Raw genomic sequence first — 22,808 nt, 5'->3', positions numbered from 1 at the left:
GTGTAGGCATAATCCCTTTCGTCCTGACTTACCAGCGATAGTGCGCGAAAGCCTTGTTGGCCTCGGCCATCTTGTGCGTATCTTCCTTTTTCTTAACCGACGTGCCTGTATTATTCGACGCGTCGAGTATCTCAGCGGCCAGACGGTCGGCCATTGTCTTCTCGCGCCGGGCGCGGGAGTATCCCACCAGCCAGCGGATAGACAAGGTCGTGCCGCGTTTGCTGTCCACTTCGATCGGTACCTGGTAGGTAGCGCCGCCGACCCGGCGGGGCTTGACTTCCAGATGCGGCTTCGTGTTCTCGACAGCTTTCTTCAAGACGACGAGGCCGGGTTTGCCGCTTTGCTTGCCGGCGATTTCCAGGGCTTCATACACGATACTCTCAGACGTGCTTTTCTTACCCTGGAGCATAATTTTATTCACGAACTGGCTGACCAGTTTGTCTCCATAGACCGGATCCGGTATGAGTTCCCGTCTTGGAGCAGCCCCTCTGCGCGGCATATTACTTCTCCGCCTTCGCGCCGTACTTGCTGCGGGCTTTCTTGCGGTTCTCGACGCCGCCCGTATCCAGCGCGGCTCGCACAACCTTATAGCGGACGCCCGGCAAATCCTTAACCCGGCCTCCCCTAATCAATACGATGCTGTGTTCCTGCAGGTTGTGGCCGATACCGGGGATGTACGCCGTGACTTCCTGGCCGGTTTTCGCCAACCTTACCCTGGCAATCTTACGCAAAGCCGAGTTCGGTTTCTTGGGCGTTGTGGTAGAAACGCGTGTGCAAACACCGCGCCGCTGCGGGGCTCCCGCCAATGCCGGCGTCGACACTTTGCTCTTCTTACTCTTTCTACCCTTTCTTACCAGCTGATTAATTGTCGGCATACACTCTCCGTGTTACGATTCTTGCTTGGCACAGACCTTTAAGTTTATCAATCGCTTTTTGGCTTGTCAAACTTTAGTTTCTTCGACTTCCGGCTCCTCCGACGGCGCCGGCGTGATGCCGACTGCGCGGTAACGTTTCATTCCGGTCCCGGCGGGAATCAACTTGCCGATTATGACGTTCTCCTTTAAGCCCAGGAGAGGATCGCTCTTACCAGCGACTGCCGAGTCGGTTAAGATCCGCGTGGTCTCCTGGAACGATGCCGCGCTCAAGAAGCTGTCAGTCTCCAAAGCCGACTTGGTAATCCCCAGAATGACCTGGCGCGCCGACGCGGGCTTGGCGCTTTCCCCGATAACCCGTTCGTTTTCCGCTTCAAAATCGTAGCGGTTCACGTACTGGCCGGGCAGGAAGTCTGTGTCGGCCGCCTTGGTCACAAAGACCTTCGTCAGCATCTGCCGGGTGATAAGCTCGATGTGCTTATCGTGGATATCCACGCCCTGGCTCTTATACACTTCCTGAACGCCGTCGACCAGATACTGCTGGGTGACGCGCGGTCCTTTGATATGAACCAGGTCGGGGGGATAAACGGAACCGTAAGTCAGTTTGTCTCCCGCCTCGACCGTGTCGCCGTCGCTGACGCGAACGCGGGAGCTGCTCGGTATCTTATACGCCTTCTCGGTCTTGGGTATACCTTTCTTGGCCGGAGCGGTTACCGTTAGCACAAGCACGTCTTCTTCCTTGTCGGTGGTCATCTTAACCTTGCCGTCGATCTCTGCCAAAAGCGCTTGACCTTTCGGTTTGCGCGCCTCGAACAGCTCGACCACGCGGGGCAGACCCTGCGTGATATCGCCGCCCGCCGCCACGCCGCCGGTGTGGAAGGTTCGAAGCGTCAACTGCGTTCCAGGCTCGCCGATAGACTGGGCGGCGATGATGCCGACCGCCTCGCCGATATCCACAGGCCGCCCGGTCGCCAGGCTAAGTCCGTAGCACTGCTGGCAAACACCGTGGCGCGTGTCGCAGGTAACTACGCTTCGCACGGCCGCCTCGGTAACGCCGGCTTCAATGATGACGTCCAGGTCAGTATGTTTAATCGGCTCGCCCTTGGCCAAAATGACCTTCCTGCCTTTAGGCACGGTGATGTCTATGGCGACAATTCGGGAAATCAGACCCTCATTAGGCTCGCCGTCTTCTTTGACCGCGGGCAGTATCACGTATTCGGTCGTGCCGCAATCTTCCTCTCTGACAATGGTGTCCTGGACGACGTCGACCAGACGCCTGGTAAGATAACCGGCGTCAGCCGTCCTGAGCGCGGTGTCGGCTAAGCCCTTTCTGCCGCCGTGCGTGCTTAGGAAGTACTCCAGAACGGTCATTCCTTCACGGAAGTTGCTCTTAATCGGGCGGTCAATGACCTCGCCTTTCGGGTTAACGACCAGTCCGCGCATGGCGGCTAGCTGCCGGACCTGCTTTAAGTTACCGCGGGCGCCGGAGGTCGCCATCATATAGATGGGATTGTCCTCATCGAAGCTGTCTTCCATGGCCTTGCTTACCTTCTCGGTCGCTTCGGTCCAGATGTTAACAACGCGCTGGTGCCGCTCGTTGGCGGTCATTAAACCGCGGCGATACTGCTGTTCCGCCTTGGCGACCGCTTTTTCCGGCTCTTCCAGCATGGCCGCTTTTTCTTTCGGAACTTTGATATCGTCCAGCGCGATGGTCGTGCCGGCGCGTGTCGCGTACTTGAAGCCAAGCTTTTTAATGCCGTCTAGGACTCCGACAATGTCTCCCATCGGGTAGTTCTCGACGCATTCGGTAACGATTGCCGAGATGTCGCTCTTGTCGACGCGTTTGTTGATGTAACGGAAACCTTCAGGCAACACCGAGTTAAAGATAACGCGGCCGACGGTCGTGTCGACGATGCGCTCGCCTTTTATCCTGACCGTGATCTTGGCCCTTAGATCGATCTCGCCAAATTCCTCAGCCATGATGGCTTCATCGGGGGAGCCGAAGATAAGACCTTCGCCCTTTACGCCGTCCTTCATGATCGTCAGATAATAGCAGCCGAGAACCATGTCCTGCGTCGGCGTAGCAATCGGTTTGCCATTGGCCGGGCTCAAGACGTTGTGGGCGCTTAACATAAGCAAACGTGCTTCAGCCTGCGCTTCCGCGCTTAGCGGCAAATGCACGGCCATCTGGTCGCCGTCGAAATCAGCGTTGAACGCCGTGCAGACGAGCGGATGTATCTGGATGGCTTTGCCTTCCACGAGTACCGGCTCGAAAGCCTGAATGCCCAGGCGATGCAGGGTCGGAGCCCTGTTTAGCAGGACAACCTGGTCTTTGATGACCTCTTCCAGGACGTCCCAGACGACCGGGTGGGCGCGTTCGACGAGTTTCTTGACGCCCTTAATATTCGGCGCCAGACCCTTGTCGACCAATCGTTTCATAACAAACGGTTTAAACAATTCCAAGGCGATCTGCTTAGGCAGGCCGCACTGATAGAACTTAAGATCCGGGCCGACGACGATGACTGAACGTCCGGAGTAGTCGACGCGCTTGCCCAGTAGGTTCTGGCGGAACCGGCCCTGCTTACCCTTAAGCATGTCGGACAGCGATTTTAGAGGCCGATTGCCGGCGCCAGTTATAGGCCGACCGCGGCGCCCGTTGTCAAACAGGGTGTCCACCGCTTCCTGGAGCATCCTCTTTTCGTTATTGACGATGATCTTCGGAGCGCCCAGGTCCAATAGCCTTTTTAAACGGTTGTTGCGGTTGATGACGCGACGGTATAGATCGTTAAGGTCAGACGTCGCGTACCGGCCGCCGTCCAACGGCACCATCGGCCGCAGATCCGGCGGGATGACCGGCACGGTTTCCAGAATCATGTCTTCCGGCCGATTCTTGCTGCTTCTGAAGGCTCCGACTACTTTAAGACGTTTGATGGCTTTCTGTTTCTTCTGGCCTTTGGCGCCTTCCTTGTCGCCATCGCCCTTGATGAGGGCTTTGAGACCGGATGCTTCCGCTTCCAGGTCGATGTCCCTTAAGAGCTCGCGAACCGCTTCCGCGCCGATACCGCCCTCGAAATATGAACCGTAACGGTCCTCAAGATCCCAGTAAAGCTGCTCGTTGTTTACGTTGCGCCGCTTGAACATCCGGTTAAAAACGTCCTCGAACTCGGCTAGCTGGCCGGGTTTCATCGTTTTAAAGAACTCGAAAACGCCGCTCAAGTCCTGGGTGCGGCGCATCGCCCGATCGTCGATCTCCCTTAACTCCTTAGCTAGCTGTTTCTCTAAGTCGGCGATCTCCTTTTTAAGCGGTTTGTTGTCGGCTTTGGCGGCGGAGACGGCTTTCTTGTCTCCCTCCTCCGGCTTCAAATTTTCTTCGATTTCTTTGATTTTCTCCTCGGCTTCGGCGATGACAGTTGCTTTTTCCTCGTCGGCCGACTTGTTGATGACGTCCGTATCCTTGCTCAGCGCGTCCTTAAGCTTGTCCATTTCACCCTGACGCTTCTCATCGTCAATACGGATGATGCAGTGGGACGCGAAGTACAATACTTTTTCCAGTTCCTTCGGGCTCATGTCCAACAGATATCCCATCTTGCTGGGGATGCCCTTGAAATACCAGATATGCGCTACCGGCGCCGCCAGTTCGATATGGCCCATACGCTCCCGGCGCACCCTCGCCCGGGTGATTTCAACCCCGCACTTTTCGCAGATGATGCCCTTGAACCGGACTTTCTTGTACTTACCGCAGTAGCACTCCCAATCCTTGGTCGGCCCGAAAATCTTTTCGCAGAACAGGCCGTCGCGCTCAGGCTTGAGGGTTCTGTAGTTTATGGTTTCGGGTTTCTTAACCTCCCCGTTGGACCAAGCCCTGATCCGTTCGGGGGAAACAATACCGATTCGAAATTCCTCGAAATCCTGGATTTCCGCCACTTGTTAAATCACATCCCCTAAGATTCGTCTATTTCATCGCCGCCGGGCGAGCCAAGGACAGCCTTGGCGTCTTCCGCGGTTATCGTTTCTTCCGTTTCTTCTTCTTCTTCCTTAGCGCCGCCGGCCTCTTCGATGGCAAAGCCGAACAACTCTTCGTCGCCCAACGGCTCCTCGCGCTGGATGTCGACGCCCAACGCCCGCATGGCCCGGCCGAGTTCCTCGTCTTCCTCGCGGAGGACGGTGATCTCCTGACCTTCGGCGGTGTATAAGCCGACATCCAGACACAAGCCCTGCATCTCTTTGACGAGAACCTTAAACGACTCCGGCATACCGGGTTCGGGAATATTCTCGCCCTTGACGATGGCTTCGTAGGTACGGACACGACCGGCCACGTCGTCAGACTTGACCGTCAGGATTTCCTGGAGCGTGTACGCGGCACCATAAGCCTCCAGCGCCCAGACCTCCATCTCGCCGAACCTCTGTCCGCCGAATTGCGCCTTGCCGCCCAGCGGCTGCTGGGTTATAAGCGAATACGGACCTGTCGAACGAGCGTGAATCTTGTCGTCGACCAGGTGCAGCAGCTTCAGCATGTAGATATAACCGACGCTGATCGGTTGGTCGAAAGCCTCGCCCGTCTTGCCGTTGTAGAGAATCGATTTGCTATCCTCCGGCAGACCCGCTTTCTTTAAAGATGTCCTTATGTCTTCCTCGGTCGCGCCGTCAAAAACCGGGCACGCCACGTGATAAGGGGCTTTCATCCCCTCGTATTGCTTACCCTTGAGCGGCCAGCCTTCGTGCGCCGCCCAGCCTAGGTGCGTCTCCATAATCTGGCCCAGGTTCATCCGGGACGGGACGCCCAGCGGGTTCAAAACAATATCGACCGGCCGTCCGTCCGGCAGGAACGGCATGTCCTCCTCGGGGACGATGACCGAAATAACGCCCTTGTTGCCGTGGCGCCCGGCCAGCTTGTCGCCCTCGCTGACTTTCCGCTTCTGCGCGACGTAGACGACGACTTTCTCGTTAACGCCGGGATTAAGCTCGCCGCCCTTGTCGCGATGAAACTCGCGTACTCCGATGACGATACCCTCGTCTCCGTGCGGCACTTTCAAAGAGGTCTCGCGGACCTCCCTGGCTTTCTCGCCGAAAATGGCCCGCAGGAGCCGCTCCTCCGCGGTCAGCTCGGTCTCGCCCTTTGGCGTGATCTTGCCGACCAGGATGTCGCTATGCCGCACCTCGGCGCCAACGCGAACGATTCCGCGCTCGTCAAGGTCCTTCAAAAGCTCCTCGCCGACGTTGGGAATGTCCCGCGTGATTTCTTCCGGGCCAAGTTTGGTGTCTTTCGCTTCTATCTCATATTCCTCTATATGAATCGAGGTCAGGATGTCATCCTTGACCAGACGTTCGCTGATGATGATGGCGTCCTCGTAGTTGTATCCTTCCCACGGCATGAACGCGACCAGCAAGTTCCGTCCCAGCGCCAGTTCGCCCTGGTCCGAACTCGGCCCATCGGCGATAACGTCGCCGGTCTTGATCTTTTGCCCTTCTGTAACGACGGCTTTCTGATTGATGCAGGTGCCCTGGTTGCTGCGCCGGTACTTAAGAAGGTTATAGTCATGGGTTTTCCGGCCGCTCTTGACCTCGACGTCATCGGCTGAAACCCTGGTGACCACGCCGTCTTCCTTAGCGACGAGCACGCTCTTCGTGTCGATAGCGACCTTTTGCTCCATGCCTGTTCCGACTAGCGGAGCCTCGCTTCTGAGGAGCGGCACCGCTTGACGCTGCATGTTGGATCCCATCAGCGCCCGGTTGGCGTCATCGTGTTCCAGGAAAGGAATCAAGCCGGCCGAGACACTGACGACCTGCAACGGCGAGATGTCCATATAATCTACCTCGTCGGGCGTCGCCGTCCGGACTTCCTCTTCCTTAACGCGGACGAAGACGTTTTCCTGGGTGATTTTGCCTTTGTTGTCTACCGGCGTGTTCGCCTGGGCGATAACGTATTTATCTTCCTCGTCGGCTGTCAGGTATTCGATCTTGCTGGTAACGATGCCCTTTTCGACCCGGCGGTACGGCGTTTCGATAAAGCCGAGCGAATTGATGCGGGCGTAGGTTGACAGTGAGCCGATAAGGCCGATATTCGGGCCTTCCGGGGTTTCGATCGGACACATCCGACCGTAGTGCGACGGATGGACGTCGCGGACCTCGAAGCCCGCGCGCTCCCTCGACAGACCGCCCGGACCCAGAGCGGATAACCGGCGCTGATGCGTCAATCCGGCCAGTGAGTTCGTCTGGTCCATGAACTGGGACAGCGGGCTGCCGCCGAAGAATTCCTTGATGGCCGCGGAAATGGGTCGCACATTGACCAGCGTCTGCGGCGTGATCGTCTCGACCTCGCTGGTTGATGCCATACGCTCGCGCACGATCCTCTCAACGCGCGACAGGCCGATCCTGAACTGATTCTGGATCAACTCGCCGACCGTCTTAATCCGACGGTTGCCGAAGTGGTCGATGTCGTCGACGTCTCCCAAACCGTTGGCCAGATCCACAAGTTTCCTGACAGCCGCCAGGATATCGTCCTTGGTCAACACGGTCGGGCCGGCTTCCACGCCTTTGCCTTCTTTATTGTGTAGTTTCTTGTTTAATTTATAGCGGCCGACGCGCGCCAGGTCATAGCGATGGCCGTCAAAAAACATCGAGTTGATCAGGTTCTCGGCCGAATCGACGCTTTGCTGTTCGCCCGGGCGCATATGCTTATAGAGTTCTATCAGCGCTTTATCGCGGTCGTCGGTCGGGTCTTTATCCAAAGTATTTTTAATAGCCGGATCGTTATTGAAAATGTCCAGGATGTCATCGTTGGTGCCGAAACCGAGCGCTTTCAGCAGCACGGTGACCAGCACTTTACGCCGGCGGTCGATACGAGCCCAGACGGCTTTCGGCGTCTCGGTCTTTTTATGCGGGTCAGTCTCAAATTCCAGCCAGGCGCCCCGGTTGGGGATAAGCCGGCAAATGTGAACGGTCTTGTCGTTCTCCAGATTGTCTTCCTTGTCGAAATAGACGCCCGGTGACCGGACAAGCTGGGAAACCACGACTCTTTCGGTACCCTTGATAACAAAGGTGCCGTTGTCGGTCATAAGCGGAAAATCGCCGATGAATACCTCTTGCTCCTTCATCTCGCCGGTTTTTTTGTTATGGAACATCATGGTTACGTAAAGCCGGGCGCCGTACTGCATGCCCCGGTCCTTACATTCGTCTACTGTATGCTCGATATCCCCAAAACGGTATTCGCCGAAATGGAGTTCTAGATTACCCGTATAATCCTGGATGGGCGAAACATCGTCTAACGCTTCGCGTAAGCCCGCTTGGATAAACCACTCATACGAATCCTTCTGCAGGGCGATGAGATCGGGCGCTTCCAGTTTGACGGGGATTTTGCCAAAGCTAATCCGTGAGCGGCTGCCGGAGTCAGCTTTCATGCGTTAACCACCTCAATGATGCGGACGACCACGTCCGCGCGATTTGAATACGATATTTGATTGCTTAAGGAGAAGAGCTTGTAGCCCGGCAAGTTAAGTCGGGTTATTTGAGCTCGACGGTCGCGCCGGCTTCCTCAAGTTGCGCCTTGAGTTTGGCGGCCTCTTCCTTGTTGACCTTCTCCTTGACGGTGTTAGGGGCGCCGTCTACGAGCTCTTTGGCTTCTTTCAGGCCGAGAGTCGTAACGCTGCGAACCACCTTGATGACCTCGATTTTCTTGTCGCCGACCGCTGACAGAACGACGTCGAACTCGCTCTTCTCCTCAGCCGGTTCAGCGCCCGCGGCGGGCGCGCCCGCGACGGCTACCGGAGCCATGGCGGCGGCGGAAACACCGAACTCATCTTCCAGTGATTTGACGAGTTCGGAAAGTTCAAGGACGCTCATGCCCTTGATTGTCTCGAGGATCTCGTCTTTCGTTGCGGCTTTCTTGTCTGCCATTACTGAAGTACCTCCTTGGGGTCTTCTTTGAAAAATGGTCTACCGTTTATTCTGCGCGACCGCGTTCAAGGCAAAAGCCAAGTCCTGGACCGGCTTATTCAGCACTGTGACCAGCCTGACAATCGGCTGGTTCAAAAGTCCGACGAACTGGGCGATCAACTGCTCGCGGCCGGGCAATTTAGCCAAGGCCACGACCTTCTCTTGGTCGATTACCTGGTGTTCGATGACCCCGCCTTTGATTTCCAGGGCGTCGTGCTTATTGGCGAAATCGTTCAATATCTTGGCTACAGCGATCGGATCGTCAAACCCGAAGGCGATCGCGGTCGGTCCGACCAACATTCCCTCCAGGTCGTCCAAGCCGGCTTGCCGCGCCGCGATTGTCGCCAGCGTGTTCTTGAAAATCTTAAAATTGATTCCGGCATCGCGCAGCCCTTTGCGGAGCTCCGTCATTTCCGCGGCGGTTAAACCCCGATAGTCCGCCAAAACCGCCGTCGTCGATTTGTTCAGGTTCTCGAGGATCTCCTCGACGATGGCGACTTTTTCCGGACGCACCATTGTTGTCTCCGTCATCGCTATCAGCTCGCTTCCGCCGCGAGATCGCGGATTTTGGACGGGTCGACCTTCAAGCCCGGACCCATCGTGCTCGACAGGGTTATGCCTTTGATGTAACGGCCTTTAGCCCCCGCCGGTTTTGCCCTAATTATCTCGTCCATCAATGTTTTGTAGTTATCGGCCAAAGCCGTTTCTTCGAACGACCTTTTGCCGATAACCAAATGGACTATGCCGAATTTGTCGGCACGGTATTCCACCTTGCCCATCTTGCTGTCCTTGACCGCCTTGCCAATGTCGAAGGTAACGGTGCCGGTTTTCGGATTCGGCATCAAGCCCCGGGGACCCAGCACCTTGCCTAGCTTCCCGACCGTTCCCATCATGTCGGGCGTAGCGATGGCGACGTCAAAATCCGCCCGGCCTTTCGTTACCTCTTCGGCCAGGTCTTCCGCCCCGACTACGTCGGCGCCGGCGTCCATCGCTTCGCGCGCTTTCTCACCCTGGGCGAAGACCGCGACGCGAACCGAACGGCCGGTGCCATTAGGCAGAATAACCGTGCCTCTGACCTGCTGGTCGGCTTTCCTTGTGTCCAGCCCCAGGCGGATGGCGATATCTACCGTCTCGTCGAACTTGGCCGTGGCGTTTTCCTTAATGATCTTGATCGCGTCCAGCGGCGTGTAAATCTTATCCGCTTCCACTTTAGCGGCGGCCGCGTTGTATGTTTTGCCTCTTTTCATAAGCCGCCCCCCTTAAGAGATCTCGACGCCCATGCTGCGGGCGGTGCCTTCGATTATCCGCATGGCCGCTTCAACGCTGCCCGCGTTCAGGTCCTTCATTTTTAGCTCGGCAATCTCCTTGACCTGATCCTTGGAAATCGCACCGACCTTGTCCATGTGCGGCTCGCCGCTACCCTTCTCCAGTCCCGCGGCTTTCTTGATAAGCTCGGCCGCCGGCGGCGTTTTCGTGATGAAGGTGAAGCTGCGGTCCTCGTAAACCGTGATGACAACCGGGATGATGTTTCCGGCCTGGTCTTTGGTGGCGTCGTTAAACGCCTTGCAGAACTCCATGATGTTGACCGCGTGTTGACCCAAGGCGGGGCCGACAGGCGGCGCGGGTGTGGCTTGACCGGCTGGTATGTGCAGCTTAATCAAGCTCAAGACTTTCTTTGCCATGTATCCTCCTCGCGCGGTGTGCTTTTAGAGCTTGGCGACCTGGTCAAACCCTAGTTCGACCAGCGTCTCCCGCCCGAATATCTCGATATAGACTTTCAGCTTGCCTTTCTCGACCTCGATCTCGTTGATTTTGCCCGAGAAATCGACAAACGGGCCTTTAATGACCCGAACGCTCTGGCCGACCTCGAACTCCGTTTTCGGCTTAGGCTTCTCGAAACCCTCGCGGCGGATAATCTTGTCGACCTCGCCCTGGCTAAGGGGCGTCGGCTTAGCGCCGGCTCCGACAAATCCGGTGACTCCCGGCGTATTCCTGACGACGAACCAGGAATCGTCGTCTAAACGCATTTCGACCAGGATATATCCCGGGAATACCCGTTTCTGGGTGATAGTCTTCTTGCGGCCTTTTATCTCCACAACATCTTCTACGGGGATGACGATCCCAAAAATCTTGTCCTCCATATCCATGGAGGTAATCCGGCTCTCCAGATTCGCCTTGACCTTGTTCTCATAGCCGGCATAGGTATGAACCACGTACCAGTTCTTTTCCGTTGTCACTGAAGCTTGCCGTGCCATCGTGATTATCAAATCCCCCTCAAGGCCTATTTCGTTAAAAGCGTCGCTGCCTGGGCGAACACCAAATCCATTACATAGATAGCACCCGTGAGCGCGAGCAGGATGACCAGGACCATCAAGGTCGATTGGATCAGTTCCGTTCGCGTCGGCCAGGTGACTTTCTTCAGCTCCGCGCGAACTTCACGCAGGAACTGTATCGGAGTCGTTCGCTTTTTAGGCGGCCCGCCTTGTTGCGGTTTCTTCTTGGTCGGCGCCGCGGATTTTTTCTGCGACTGAGACCGTTCCATTTCCCGTCTTAGTTTTCTGGAAACCGCCATCGTTATTACCTTTCCTTAAACGCAAGTAACCCTTGGCCGTAAATGTCTTCCCGGTTCTCCTTACAGTGCGGCCCCGCCTGAAGAACTGGCAGGCCTGGAGGGATTCGAACCCCCAACATCCGGTTTTGGAGACCGGCGCTCTAACCAATTGGAGCTACAGGCCTACACAGATGCAAAAAAGACAAAGCAAGACAAGCCATCGCGCGTTTCTAGTAAACGCGATGACCTGCCGTGTATGTAATTGTACCCTACCGCGTCTCTTTATGTAAAGTATGTTTTTTGCACCACGGACAATATTTCTTAAGCTCAATCCTATCCGCGTCGTTGTTTTTGTTCTTGGTCGACGTATAATTACGCCGCTTGCACTCGGTGCAAGCCATGGTCACGGTTACTCTCAATATTACTCCTTTGCCTGCTTAGAGCTTAGAGCCGATGGCGTAGAACCAGTACTCTCCGCCCTCCACCCTTAGCTCTCCGCTATTTCTTGATCTTCGTGACGCGCCCGGCGCCGACGGTGCGGCCGCCTTCGCGGATGGCGAAGCGCAGGCCTTCTTCCATGGCGATCGGGGCTATAAGCACGACTTCCATCACCGTGTTATCTCCCGGCATGACCATCTCGGTCCCGGAAGGCAAGGTCACGACGCCGGTGACGTCGGTCGTCCTGAAGTAGAACTGGGGCCGATATCCTGAGAAGAACGGGGTGTGACGCCCGCCTTCTTCCTTGGTCAGGATGTAGGCCTGGCCGGTGAACTCGGTGTGAGGGGTGATGCTCCCCGGCTTGGCCAGGACCTGTCCCCGCTCGATCTCGTCTTTCTCCACACCTCTTAGAAGCACGCCAACGTTGTCGCCGGCTTCGGCTTCGTCGAGTAACTTCCTGAACATCTCCAGCCCTGTGGCGACCGTTTTCTTGGTCTCGGGGCGGATGCCGACGATCTCGACTTCCTCGCCGACCTTGATCTTGCCCCTCTCCACTCGGCCCGTCGCGACGGTGCCGCGGCCGGTGATGGTGAAGACGTCTTCCACACTCATCAAGAACGGCTTGTCCACGTCACGGGCGGGGGTGGGGATATAGGAGTCGACCGAGTCCATCAATTCCATGACGGGCTTGCAGTCGTCACAGGTCTTGGGATCTTCGCACTTGCTCTCCAGCGCTTTCAGGGCACTCCCCCGGATGACCGGGATGTCGTCGCCCGGGAACTCGTACTCGGTGAGCAAGTCCCTGACTTCCATCTCGACCAGGTCCAGGAGTTCCGGGTCGTCGACCATGTCGGTCTTATTCATGAAGACGATGATGTAGGGGACGCCGACCTGCCTCGCCAACAGGATGTGCTCGCGGGTCTGCGGCATCGGGCCGTCGGCGGCCGATACCACCAGGATGGCCCCGTCCATCTGGGCCGCTCCGGTGATCATGTTCTTGATGTAGTCGGCGTGTCCCGGGCAGTCGATGTGAGCGTAGTGGCGCTTCTCCGTCTCGAACTCGACGTGGGCGATGGCGATGGTTATGCCGCGCTCGCGCTCCTCGGGAGCGTTGTCGATGGAGTCGAAGCTCCTCTCGGCGACGTTCATGCCCGCCTTGTGAAGGCACGTCGTGATGGCCGCCGTCAAGGTCGTCTTGCCGTGGTCGACGTGACCGATGGTGCCGATGTTCAGGTGCGGCTTGGTCCTCTCGAATTTCTGCTTAGCCATATTTCCTCCTTAGTGGCTTAGAGCATAGGGCTTAGAGCGTAGAGCAAGTACTTAGTACCGGCTCTTTGCCCTTGGCTCTCGGCTATTCGCCAAGAATGGTAGCGGTGGGAGGACTCGAACTCCGCCAAAGGCGGACCAGCCTCATTAAGTGCTGGCTGGCGCCCATTCCGCTTTCTCCTTACTAAACTTGGTAGCGGTGGGAGGACTCGAACCTCCGACTCCGCGGGTATGAACCGCGTGCTCTTGCCAACTGAGCTACACCGCCACATAGTCGTTAGCTATTGGAAGTTAGTCGTTAGACCCATCTAACTGTTCTTCTAACCTCTAACAACTAATTACTAACTACTGCTAATTAGCGCAGCTGATTCGCTGGAGCTGGAGGGGGGATTTGAACCGCCCGGCCGTCGCGTAGTCACCCAACTGCCTCCACTCCTCAGAGGGGCAACCAAGGTTTCCCCTCTGAAATCTCCCCTTCCTAAACATAGTCTTAAGGGGAAGCCTCTCCCCCTTAAGAATCCCTCTCAGGCCGGGGCTTCAAGCCTGGAGCTGGAGGGGGGATTTGAACCCCCGGCCTGCTGCTTACCATGCAGCTGCTCTACCCCTGAGCTACCCCAGCCATTTTTTCGTGACACCCTCCTTTGCTTAAGACGCAGTCGCCTTGATAAGCGGCTCCTGCCGTCTGCTTCGGAGGGCACCATCCTTCGCCCCTATATCAAGCTGGCCTGCCATCCGTAGCGACAGAAAGGACGAAGGCCGCAAGGCCTGAGTCCATCCGCGAAGGATGGTGGGGGGAGGAGGATTTGAACCTCCGAAGGCGTTCGCCGGCAGATTTACAGTCTGCTCCCTTTGGCCACTCGGGCATCCCCCCGCGCTTTGACGCACGAACACTTAATAATATCAGATGAGAAAAAGGCGGACAAGGTTTTTGGGTGTACGATTTGATCCACCATGCACGAGATTAGCTGGCTGTACCTGTTTCTGACCTACAAGGCACGATTTTAGCTGGAGCGACAGCTACGTCTGAGTTCCTGCGATTCGACTTAATCGGTCGAACCCCAGGATGACTGTTCGCAGGACGCTCGCCCAGGATGACGCTTTAAAAGGTTTACTAGAAACAGGCCGGTGATAGCGCCTACGGCGGCGCCCATCATAACACCTGAAATAATCCCCGCGGCGACGAACACCCAGACGGCGCTGGTGTCCGGCACCAGCTGGATGCCAAAGACAGGAATCATTACCCCGGCCGGCCAGGCGATCGCGTTGGCGATTATCCAGATCCAGGCTTTCTTGACATGTTTACGGAGTTCCAGCCATTGCGCCCCGCCGATGGAGACCAGAAAGAACGGGACACCGATGATTCCGATGACGATCCAAACCCAAACAGGCAATTCGACGGAATTGTTTATAGTGCTGGGCGACATTCCGATAATCCAGGCCAGCGCGGCCGCGAGTGCCGTATATATTATGAATCTTGCGCGGTTCAGGTCCGGCAAGCGCTTCTTAAGAATTGCCGCTTGCCAAGCGGCCAGAATCGACCCTTCCCCCAAACCGCCGACGGCGGCTAACAACAAGGTCGCGGCTATCCCCAAGGGCGAAGTAGCCTCTCCGATAATCAACGCGCCGATTACGCCGGCCGCTACCGGCGCTAAGAACCCGAAAAGCTCGCCTAGCGCCGTGTACAGCACCCATTTGCCATAGAACCTTTTATCAAAAGCCATAGGAAGATAATAGCATTAGATTTCAGGTATCATCTCACGGATCGTTAACCGGAGCCGTGGTTTACCGGCGTAATACTGCCAGACCATGCTCGCTTTTTTCTTGCCGTCGGTTTTTAGATATTGTTTGGCATTGGAGCCTTCCGCGTATGCCTGCCAGCCGCGCGCCGGCATTTCTATTTCATAATAATCTTTGACCTCTTCTATCGACCCCAACGTAAAAACGATTACAAAGACCTGTATCTCGTCGACTTCCTTACCGCTGTCAATGTTGCCGCTCTTGTATAAAGGGATATCTTCCGGCAGTTTAAGGTCGGCTGGCCGTTCGGCGGCGGCCGCTTCCGTTTCGACTGCCCGTGAGTTCTGGGTGGCGCCCACAATCTTAACAAAAAGCCAGCCACCCCCGAAAAATACCAGGCAGGCGACAAGTATTGAGATCAGCGTGACACGAAGATAATTGTTGCCGGGATACAGTGTCGCATCCATAGTGCACAGCTCCCAATCGAAGACCACCCAATAAGTTTTATCGGATTGTAACAGATGTTACTTTAGTGACTCCTTATATTTATTCTAACCTCCAGGCCGTCGCGCCTGCCACAGAAAAAAGCTAGAACATTACTTTTACACGTAATAGGGCACTCTCTCTCCTCGAACCACCCGGCCGTCGCGCCTCCGCCTAACGAATACGTTAGGCAAGCTGCCGATAAGGAAAAATCGAGCATACGGACTAGACACTAACGAGCGGAGAGCATTGTTTGCTCGCTGTGGCGACTTGAAACACGGGGTCAGGCCCTGTCGCATTAGAAGAAAGGGCCTGACCCCAAAGCACTAACGATGGTAGGCCGCCTGCCGGCAGGCAGGCGGCATGCGAGTCTATTATGAGTGGAGCCGGTGGAGGGATTCGAACCGCCGGCCGTCGCGCCTCCGCCGAACCGTCGGCGTCAAACGCCAGGCAGAAAGCGCTGGAACGACCTGTTACACGTAACAAGGCCCCTCGCCCTGAATAATACGATCGAGCATGCAGACAGAACACTAACGAGCGGAGAGCATTGTTTGTTCGCCGTGGCGACTTAAGTTCTTGGGAGCGAGGCGGGCAAACGATGGTAGGCCGCAAGCGGCATGCGAGTCTATTGCGAGTGGAGCCGGTGGAGGGATTCGAACCCCCGGCCTGAGGTTTACAAAACCCCTGCTCTACCTCTGAGCTACACCGGCTTGTAGATGATTATAACAGGCGGCTTCTCGACTCGTCCTTAAGATAAACATAAGGACTAGCTCAAAGTACGATTCTTCTATTGTCCGAGTTTTTGTCTCGCTCTCCGGAGAGCGTTGTCGACCGCTTTGGCCGAGATGCCTAGCGAGACGGAAATCTCCTGATAAGACTTCCCGTTCAGGCGGAGTCCCAGGACGGCCGCTTCCCTTTCTGTCAGTATTCTTCGAACCCGCTTGAATTCTTCCTTATCGATCAGTGACTTAAGGGGGTTGACAGCTTTGTAGTCCCGCATCATGTCTTTGTCCTCCGCCGCCGTGGTTGCGTCAAGCGGTAACGACAAGTTCAACGGGGTGTGCTTTTTTCGCGTCGCAGACCGGATAGCGGTCGTGATCTGGCGCTCCACACACATATCGGCAAAAGCCCCGAAGGGGGCGCCCGATGCCGGACTGTAGTCGCGAATGGCCTTGAACAGGCCGATCATGCCTTCTTGAAGGATGTCTTCTCGCTCCAGTCCCGGCGGCACTACAATCCGGGACTTTGTTTTGACCATTGATTTATAGCGCCGCAAGAGCTCGTCGAAACCTCTTTTGTCCCCCTGCTGGGCGGCCTTGACCTGCAGTTCGTCTTTGTCGGCCAATCAATTACCTTTCCCGACGCGGTATTTGGTGCCGGTTGCGGTATCCTCAATAGTCACGCCAAGAGCCGCCAGTTCGTCGCGGATGCGGTCAGCCTCCGCCCAATCCTTGGCCTCTCTGGCTTGGTTTCGCATTTTAATCATCGATTCGATTTCCTCGGTCGAGACGACGATCCCAGTCCCCGCATCTGTTTGCTCTGTCCGAAATCCTCGGAAAGTAAGTCCCAGCGCGGCGCCTAAGTCGATAATCGTCTTTTTGACGGCGTCCAGCGCATCCATTTCGTCAAGAGATAATTGCGTCCTGTCTTTCAGGTACGAGTTCACGTCGCGCGCTAAAATAAACAGCGTCCCCAGAGCGTCCGGCGCATTGAAGTCGTCATCCATGGCCGCGACGAATTCCTCTTCGGTTCGGCGCGCCGCCTCATACAGTAAGGCTTCCTGGCCTGATCCCATCATGACCTTTACCGGTTCTCTGTAGTCGTCTATCGCCCGGTCTAAATTGCCGATCACGTTGTTCAGCCGGCTATAAGCGGCTTCGGCTTCTTTTAGCTTGCCGGCGTTAAAATCGATGGGGCCCCGATAATGCGTGCCAAGAAACAACATCTTGACAGCTTGAGGATCGACATCGTCCAAAACGTCACGCACTCGGATGATGTTCCCGACTGATTTAGCCATCTTTTCTCCGCTCATGGTAACGAAACCGTTATGCAGCCAGTAGCGGACAAACGGCTCGCGTCCCGTCGCGCCCTCGGCTTGCGCAATCTCGTTTTCGTGATGCGGAAAGATCAGGTCCAGGCCGCCTCCGTGGATGTCGAAGGAAAAACCCAAATACCTCTGCGACATCGCCGAACACTCGATGTGCCAGCCGGGCCGGCCATGCCCCCAAGGACTTCCCCAGCTGGGTTCGCCCGGTTTGGCCGTTTTCCAAAGGGCGAAATCCATCGGGTTTCGCTTGCGCTCGTCCACGTCCACCCTGGCGCCGGCCTGCATATCGTCAAGCGACCGGTGTGAGAGTTTACCATATCCGGGGAATTTATCGACTTCGTAATAGACGTCCCCGTCGACCTCGTATGCAATCCCCTTATCGATCAGGCTGCCGATCATCTCGATCATTTCCTCGATATGCTCGGTCGCCTTAGGTGTTACGTCGGGCGGCTCGACGTCGAGCCTGGTCATATCCTCCTCGAACGCTTTGATATATTTTTCGGCCAGATCAGCCGGGTCGACGCCCTCGCTGTTTGCGGCGTTGATAATCTTGTCATCGACATCCGTAAAATTCTGCGCGTAGAGAACCTTATATCCGCGGTGCTTAAGATACCGCCGCATCATGTCAAAAGTCAGGTAACAGCGCGCGTTGCCAACGTGAATATAGTTATAAACCGTCGGCCCGCATACATACATGGCTACTTTGCCGGGATCTCTGGGAACGAATTCCTCCTTTTTCCCCGACAGCGTATTATGAACCCTGATGCCCACGGGCCTGGCTCCCCTCGTACTTGCCTATTTCGTCGTCCAACCCGTCTAAGCGCCTTTCGATGTGCCTGAACATCTCGGCGACCGGATCCGGCAGCCTCTCGTGATGGAGATCCGTTGTCGGGATCTCGCGTCCCCGGTGCACGACGAACCTTCCCGGCACCCCGACGACCGTCGAGTTAGGAGGCACGGATTTTATTACCACCGCTCCGGCGCCGACATTCGAATCATGTCCGATTGTTATGTTCCCCAGAACCTTCGCCCCGGCCGCGACTACGACCCGGTCCTCCAAGGTCGGATGCCGCTTACCCTTCTCTTTGCCCGTGCCGCCCAAGGTTACACCCTGGTACAGGGTTACATCGTCGCCGACAATCGAAGTAGCCCCGACGACGACGCCCAGGCCGTGATCGATAAAAAACCGGCGGCCTATTACCGCGGCTGGATGGATCTCGATTCCGGTAACAAACCTGTTGAACTGGCTTGCCAGCCTGGCAATCAATTTTAACCGGGCGCGCCAAAGAAAGTGGGCGATCCGATGCGACCAAACAGCATGCAAGCCGGGGTAGGTGAGAAATATCTCCAGTCCGTTGCGAGCAGCTGGATCTCTTTGCTTAGCTAATCTTATATCACTGAAAAGGCTCAACGGTGCTTCTCAACTCGCTCGCTTGGGCTCGCTCACACGAAGAATATTCTCTATCTTCGGTCAGATTTGGCATTCTTGATCTCTTATATTTTATTTCTTATCTTTTATTTTAATAAGGGCGACGGCCTGGGCGGCCGCGCCTTGGCCTTCGCCGACAAAGCCGAGGCCTTCAGTTGTTGTCGCTTTGACTCCGACCGCTCGCGGATCGATGCCCAAAGCTGCGCCTATATTCTGGCCCATCTCCCGCCTATAGTCGCCGACCTTAGGTTCCTCCATAATCAGAACGCTATCGACGTTTACTACCTCATACCCACGTTCATCGATTATCTCTCTGACTTTTTTTAATAGCTCGATACTGGACACGCCTTTCCAACGCGGATCGTTCGGCGCGAAATAATGGCCGATATCGCCGGCGGCTGCGGCGCCCAGAACCGCGTCGGCCATAGCGTGACATAAAACGTCAGCGTCCGACCAGCCGGCCAGACCGTATTTGAATGGAATGTTAACGCCGCCTAAAACAAGGTCTCGGTTCTGCACAAAACGGTGCGCGTCGTATCCGGTACCAATCCTGTACATTATTTCCCCTTCTTTCGTTTGGCTATAATGGCTTCGGCAATTAACATATCTATGGGCGTCGTTATCTTGATGTTCTCTTCGGAGCCCAGGATGACACGTACTGGTTTGCCGGTCTTCTCGACCAGCATGGTGTCGTCCGTCCCCCATAGCTTGTCTGTCTTCGCGACTCGATGGGCGTGCATAAGGACGTCCGCCTTGAACACCTGGGGTGTTTGAATCGTCCACAGTCTCGGCCGGTCCAACGTGTATTCGACAAGCTCGTCTGTGGTTATTCTCTTTATCGTATTCTTGACCGGTAAGCCGACCGTCAACGCCGGCCAGTGCTTGGCCTCTTTGATCGCTTTATCGATCAATTCCGGTGTAACAAGCGGCCGCGCGGCATCATGCACGATGACGGTTTTCGTCTCCGGCGGCAGGGCCATAAGCGCGTTGGCCACGGAATCCTGCCTCCGCCGGCCCCCGATCACATAGCCGATGATCTTCTTGAATCCGAATTTCTTAACGATTCTGTTCTTGCAGAATTCTATGTCCTTGGCTTTGCCGACCACGATAACGCTGTCTACCAGCTTTGCTTCCTCGAAGGCGGCCAGGGTGTGGGCTAACACAGGCTTCCCTGCCAGAATCAGGAACTGTTTGCTTGTCGGCGAGGCCATACGCTTGCCGCGTCCGGCTGCCGGAATAATCGTTACGTTCACTTTTTCGGCCTCACAAAAACCATCCGCCCCGCCGGTGTCTGCAGCGCGCTCGTTACCAGACCGGTGATGTCCTTGCCTATCAACTTCCGGCCGTCTTCTACGACAACCATGGTGCCGTCGTCTAAATATGCGACTCCCTGGTTGGCTTCTTTCCCTTCCTTGACGACGCGGACGGCCATTTCCTCGCCCGGCAGCACGATCGCTTTCAGCGCGTTGGCCAGCTCGTTAACGTTAAGCACCTTAACGCCCTGCAAGCGAGCGACCTTGTTTAAGTTGTAGTCGACCGTGATAACGGTGCCGTCGAGATCCTTGGCCAGCTTTACCAGTTTGCTGTCGACGCCGGTAATATCCTTGTAGTCCTTCTCCAGGATATTGATTTTCGAGTCGCCTTCTTTTTTGAGGTTGTTGAGTATATCAAGGCCGCGGCGGCCTCTTTGGCGGCGTAATGAATCTGTCGAGTCCGAAATGAGTTGCAGCTCGTCCAGAACAAAGCGGGGCACGATCAGCGTGCCTTCAACAAAACCCGCTGAAGCGATATCGATGATGCGGCCGTCGATAATGGCGCTTGTGTCGACTAATTTGGGGCTTCTGGCCGGCTCCCCCGGCTCGCTCTTAGGTCCGACTTTACCCATTCTGAACATCACTGCCAGGTCATCGCGTTTAACGAACCCGACCAGTAATCCAATGCCGCCCAAAATGATAAAGCCGAAGACGACAAACCACGTCCCGTAAGGAAGATAGACTAGACCGAATGAGAGGAAGAACGCCGCCAACAGACCGATTATAAGACCTGCGACGGAAAATAGGATATCTGTGCCCGAGTATTGCTGCAGCCGGTTCTCGATTGACTGCATTAGCTCCTCGAACGCGCGTCCGAAAATGCCGCCGAGCACGTACCCCGCGCCGCCGAATATGGTCATGACGGCCAAAATGGTCGCAGCTTGCAGAGTTATCGAGCTCGTTAAGGAAAGCGCTTTCAATAAATTCTGACCGCTCTCCCATCCGGCAGTGGCGCCTAAAACAATAAAGACAAAGCGAAAAAATATAACCATCGACGCTCCTTGTCCGGTGTTTCTATAAAAGGATATAAACGTTTTTGTTTCTCTATCTCACCTCCGCATACGTTAACAGATTACGGATAATCGCGGAATAAAACAAGACCGGCTTGATGTGGTTTGGAATGAATACGCCAGCCTCGCGACTGAGTTATAGGTTATAGGGCCGCTTCGATGGCCCTGATAGCTTCGCTCTCCTCTACGTTACGAGCGAATACGAGTTCACTGATGAGAGTTCTGCGGGCTTGCTTTAGCAGGTCCTTTTCCTTAGCGGACAGGGCTTTGTTCCGTTCGATCGAGCTTAAGTCCCTGACAACCTCGGCCACCTCGAGAATATTACCGCTGCCAAGCTTGCGCCAGTTTTCTTTAAACCGCTGGTTCCAGTTGGCGGGAAGATCGGAACATTCCAGTCCCAGGACGGCCATGACTCCGTCGATTTCATGGGGTTCGATGACGGATCTCAAACCTAGCTCCGGGGCGCTGTCCACAGGCAGCATGATGGTGATGTGACCATAGAAGGGTTTAATAATATAGTACTGTCGTTTCTCGCCCAGAACCCATTTGTCCTGGATGCCCTCGATGACGGCAGCACCATGGGGAGGACAGACCACTCGTTCGCCAATCTTGTACAATAAAATCGCCCCCTTGAGTGCTTATTCTAGCACAAAGAGCAGGTCTATGTCATGTTTGTTTCAGACATCCGCCGTAGACCGTCCTGGAGAACACGGGCGCGCGTCACGCCAACGCCTTCGACAGCTTCCAGTTGACGACGCCCGGCTCGGATAATATTGTTCAGATTACCGAACTTTTCCACCAGGCGGTTAATCACGGATGTCGACAAACGCGGAATCCGGCTGAGCATCCGGTAGCCTTTCGGCGTTACATACTGTGACATGGCCTCTTTGCTGCCGGCGTACCCCAAAATCCTCGCAATCGTCGAATAATCCAAAAGTTCTTCGTCGTCCAAATCCCCCAGTCGCTTCTGGGTGTCGGTAACAGAACAACCCTTCTTTAACCGACAGTAGTCTTTCAGCAGATTATCGAAATCGACTTTGATCCCGGACACCAGCTCGTCAAGCTGGAGCTCGATTAAGCGTCCATCCACACCGAGCTCGATCACATAACCGGATATCTCCTCAGAGATTCGTTCGACCATCTCTAAGCGTTGGACGGCGACCAACACGTCTTCCAGCGCCGCCAGCCCCTCGAACTCGAGGTTGGTCAGCTGGTTAAGAACTTGGTTTAATCGAAGCCGGTATTTCTCCAACGCCTGTAGGGCTTGTGTCCCGCGCGACATTAGAATCCTGATGTCTTCCAGGGTGTATTTAATATCGTCCAGAAAAAGGAAGATCTGGCCCATTTCCTCGGATACGCAAAGAACCGGCGCGCCGGTTTGCCGGGCGACTCGCTCGGCGGTCCGCGACCGGGTTCCGGTTTCCTTTGAGATTATGGACATGTCAGGAGCGAGATGTACGTTGGCTCTGAGAATACGGCTGTAGTCCGACGAAATAATGATCGCCCCGTCCATCTTGGCAAGCTCATATAGTTTGCTCGACAGAAAATCGGCGTTTATCTCGAACCCGCCCTGCAACAAAGCCATGACGTCCGGCCGGTTGCTTAAGACGATGAGGGCGCCGTGCTTGGAAGCGATTATCCGATCGCAACTTTGCCTGAGCGGAGTGCCGGGAGCGACGCGTCTTAAAATCGCCGCCAAACGCTCGTTCCTGTATATGTCCAATTCTCCT

21 protein-coding genes, 5 tRNA genes and 1 pseudogene are annotated in these 22,808 nt (G+C 55.7%); all 27 read right to left on the bottom strand.

The window, feature by feature from the left end; translation table 11 throughout:
• Window positions 1–28: 28 nt before the first annotated feature.
• Window positions 29–499, bottom strand: coding sequence for a 30S ribosomal protein S7 (gene rpsG, locus WC891_08415; protein ID MFA5867956.1), 471 nt, complete (start codon window positions 497–499; stop codon window positions 29–31).
• A 1-nt stretch (window position 500) separates the two neighbouring features.
• Entirely contained in the window at window positions 501–875 is a 375-nt protein-coding gene (gene rpsL, locus WC891_08410; GenBank protein ID MFA5867955.1) for a 30S ribosomal protein S12, read from the bottom strand.
• 126 nt (window positions 876–1,001) lie between these two features.
• A pseudogene (locus WC891_08405) lies at window positions 1,002–4,796 on the bottom strand (DNA-directed RNA polymerase subunit beta').
• Window positions 4,797–4,813: 17 nt separating this feature from the next.
• Window positions 4,814–8,269 (bottom strand): DNA-directed RNA polymerase subunit beta, encoded by a 3,456-nt coding sequence (locus tag WC891_08400; GenBank protein MFA5867954.1) that lies wholly within the window; start codon window positions 8,267–8,269, stop codon window positions 4,814–4,816.
• Window positions 8,270–8,372: 103 nt separating this feature from the next.
• The gene (gene rplL, locus WC891_08395) at window positions 8,373–8,765 is read right to left on the bottom strand and encodes a 50S ribosomal protein L7/L12 (protein MFA5867953.1); all 393 of its coding nucleotides are present in this window, start codon (window positions 8,763–8,765) and stop codon (window positions 8,373–8,375) included.
• Between the two features lie 39 nt (window positions 8,766–8,804).
• Window positions 8,805–9,320: a 50S ribosomal protein L10 gene (rplJ, locus tag WC891_08390; protein MFA5867952.1), complete on the bottom strand. Its 516-nt coding sequence runs from the start codon at window positions 9,318–9,320 to the stop codon at window positions 8,805–8,807.
• 20 nt (window positions 9,321–9,340) lie between these two features.
• On the bottom strand, window positions 9,341–10,051 hold the full coding sequence (gene rplA, locus WC891_08385; GenBank protein ID MFA5867951.1) for a 50S ribosomal protein L1: 711 nt from the start codon (window positions 10,049–10,051) through the stop codon (window positions 9,341–9,343).
• Window positions 10,052–10,063: 12 nt separating this feature from the next.
• The gene (rplK, locus tag WC891_08380) at window positions 10,064–10,486 is read right to left on the bottom strand and encodes a 50S ribosomal protein L11 (GenBank protein ID MFA5867950.1); all 423 of its coding nucleotides are present in this window, start codon (window positions 10,484–10,486) and stop codon (window positions 10,064–10,066) included.
• 24 nt (window positions 10,487–10,510) lie between these two features.
• The gene (nusG, locus tag WC891_08375) at window positions 10,511–11,059 is read right to left on the bottom strand and encodes a transcription termination/antitermination protein NusG (protein ID MFA5867949.1); all 549 of its coding nucleotides are present in this window, start codon (window positions 11,057–11,059) and stop codon (window positions 10,511–10,513) included.
• Window positions 11,060–11,085: 26 nt separating this feature from the next.
• Window positions 11,086–11,376, bottom strand: coding sequence for a preprotein translocase subunit SecE (gene secE, locus WC891_08370; protein ID MFA5867948.1), 291 nt, complete (start codon window positions 11,374–11,376; stop codon window positions 11,086–11,088).
• Between the two features lie 86 nt (window positions 11,377–11,462).
• Window positions 11,463–11,540 (bottom strand) — tRNA-Trp (locus WC891_08365).
• Between the two features lie 84 nt (window positions 11,541–11,624).
• Window positions 11,625–11,774, bottom strand: coding sequence for a 50S ribosomal protein L33 (rpmG, locus tag WC891_08360; protein MFA5867947.1), 150 nt, complete (start codon window positions 11,772–11,774; stop codon window positions 11,625–11,627).
• A 79-nt stretch (window positions 11,775–11,853) separates the two neighbouring features.
• A complete protein-coding gene (tuf, locus tag WC891_08355) occupies window positions 11,854–13,062 on the bottom strand; it encodes an elongation factor Tu (protein ID MFA5867946.1) in 1,209 nt (402 codons plus the stop codon).
• A 188-nt stretch (window positions 13,063–13,250) separates the two neighbouring features.
• Window positions 13,251–13,327: transfer RNA gene (locus WC891_08350), tRNA-Met, on the bottom strand.
• A gap of 276 nt (window positions 13,328–13,603) precedes the next feature.
• Window positions 13,604–13,678: transfer RNA gene (locus tag WC891_08345), tRNA-Thr, on the bottom strand.
• A gap of 166 nt (window positions 13,679–13,844) precedes the next feature.
• Window positions 13,845–13,930 (bottom strand) — tRNA-Tyr (locus tag WC891_08340).
• A gap of 172 nt (window positions 13,931–14,102) precedes the next feature.
• Window positions 14,103–14,780, bottom strand: a complete 678-nt coding sequence (locus WC891_08335; GenBank protein ID MFA5867945.1) for a hypothetical protein — start codon at window positions 14,778–14,780, stop codon at window positions 14,103–14,105.
• A 15-nt stretch (window positions 14,781–14,795) separates the two neighbouring features.
• On the bottom strand, window positions 14,796–15,263 hold the full coding sequence (locus WC891_08330; GenBank protein MFA5867944.1) for a hypothetical protein: 468 nt from the start codon (window positions 15,261–15,263) through the stop codon (window positions 14,796–14,798).
• 651 nt (window positions 15,264–15,914) lie between these two features.
• A tRNA-Thr gene (locus WC891_08325) sits at window positions 15,915–15,989 on the bottom strand.
• Between the two features lie 77 nt (window positions 15,990–16,066).
• Window positions 16,067–16,624 (bottom strand): sigma-70 family RNA polymerase sigma factor, encoded by a 558-nt coding sequence (locus WC891_08320; protein ID MFA5867943.1) that lies wholly within the window; start codon window positions 16,622–16,624, stop codon window positions 16,067–16,069.
• A complete protein-coding gene (cysS, locus tag WC891_08315) occupies window positions 16,625–18,097 on the bottom strand; it encodes a cysteine--tRNA ligase (GenBank protein MFA5867942.1) in 1,473 nt (490 codons plus the stop codon).
• Window positions 18,078–18,737, bottom strand: coding sequence for a serine O-acetyltransferase (gene cysE, locus WC891_08310; GenBank protein MFA5867941.1), 660 nt, complete (start codon window positions 18,735–18,737; stop codon window positions 18,078–18,080). The genes cysS and cysE overlap by 20 nt, the downstream gene beginning before the upstream one ends.
• Before the next feature lie 90 nt (window positions 18,738–18,827).
• Window positions 18,828–19,313: a 2-C-methyl-D-erythritol 2,4-cyclodiphosphate synthase gene (gene ispF, locus WC891_08305; GenBank protein MFA5867940.1), complete on the bottom strand. Its 486-nt coding sequence runs from the start codon at window positions 19,311–19,313 to the stop codon at window positions 18,828–18,830.
• Entirely contained in the window at window positions 19,313–20,008 is a 696-nt protein-coding gene (gene ispD / locus WC891_08300; GenBank protein ID MFA5867939.1) for a 2-C-methyl-D-erythritol 4-phosphate cytidylyltransferase, read from the bottom strand. Before ispD ends, ispF begins: the two co-directional genes overlap by 1 nt.
• Window positions 20,005–21,060 (bottom strand): PIN domain-containing protein, encoded by a 1,056-nt coding sequence (locus tag WC891_08295; GenBank protein MFA5867938.1) that lies wholly within the window; start codon window positions 21,058–21,060, stop codon window positions 20,005–20,007. Before WC891_08295 ends, ispD begins: the two co-directional genes overlap by 4 nt.
• A gap of 161 nt (window positions 21,061–21,221) precedes the next feature.
• On the bottom strand, window positions 21,222–21,695 hold the full coding sequence (locus WC891_08290; GenBank protein MFA5867937.1) for a CarD family transcriptional regulator: 474 nt from the start codon (window positions 21,693–21,695) through the stop codon (window positions 21,222–21,224).
• A 44-nt stretch (window positions 21,696–21,739) separates the two neighbouring features.
• Window positions 21,740–22,801, bottom strand: coding sequence for a DNA integrity scanning diadenylate cyclase DisA (disA, locus tag WC891_08285; protein ID MFA5867936.1), 1,062 nt, complete (start codon window positions 22,799–22,801; stop codon window positions 21,740–21,742).
• Window positions 22,802–22,808 lie beyond the last annotated feature (7 nt).

The sequence above is a fragment of the Actinomycetota bacterium genome (assembly GCA_041658625.1).
GTDB lineage: Bacteria > Actinomycetota > JAHEXW01 > JAHEXW01 > JAHEXW01 > JBAZZW01.
The sequence above is the reverse complement of the archived record's forward strand: the minus strand, read 5'-3'. Positions and strand labels throughout refer to the sequence as shown.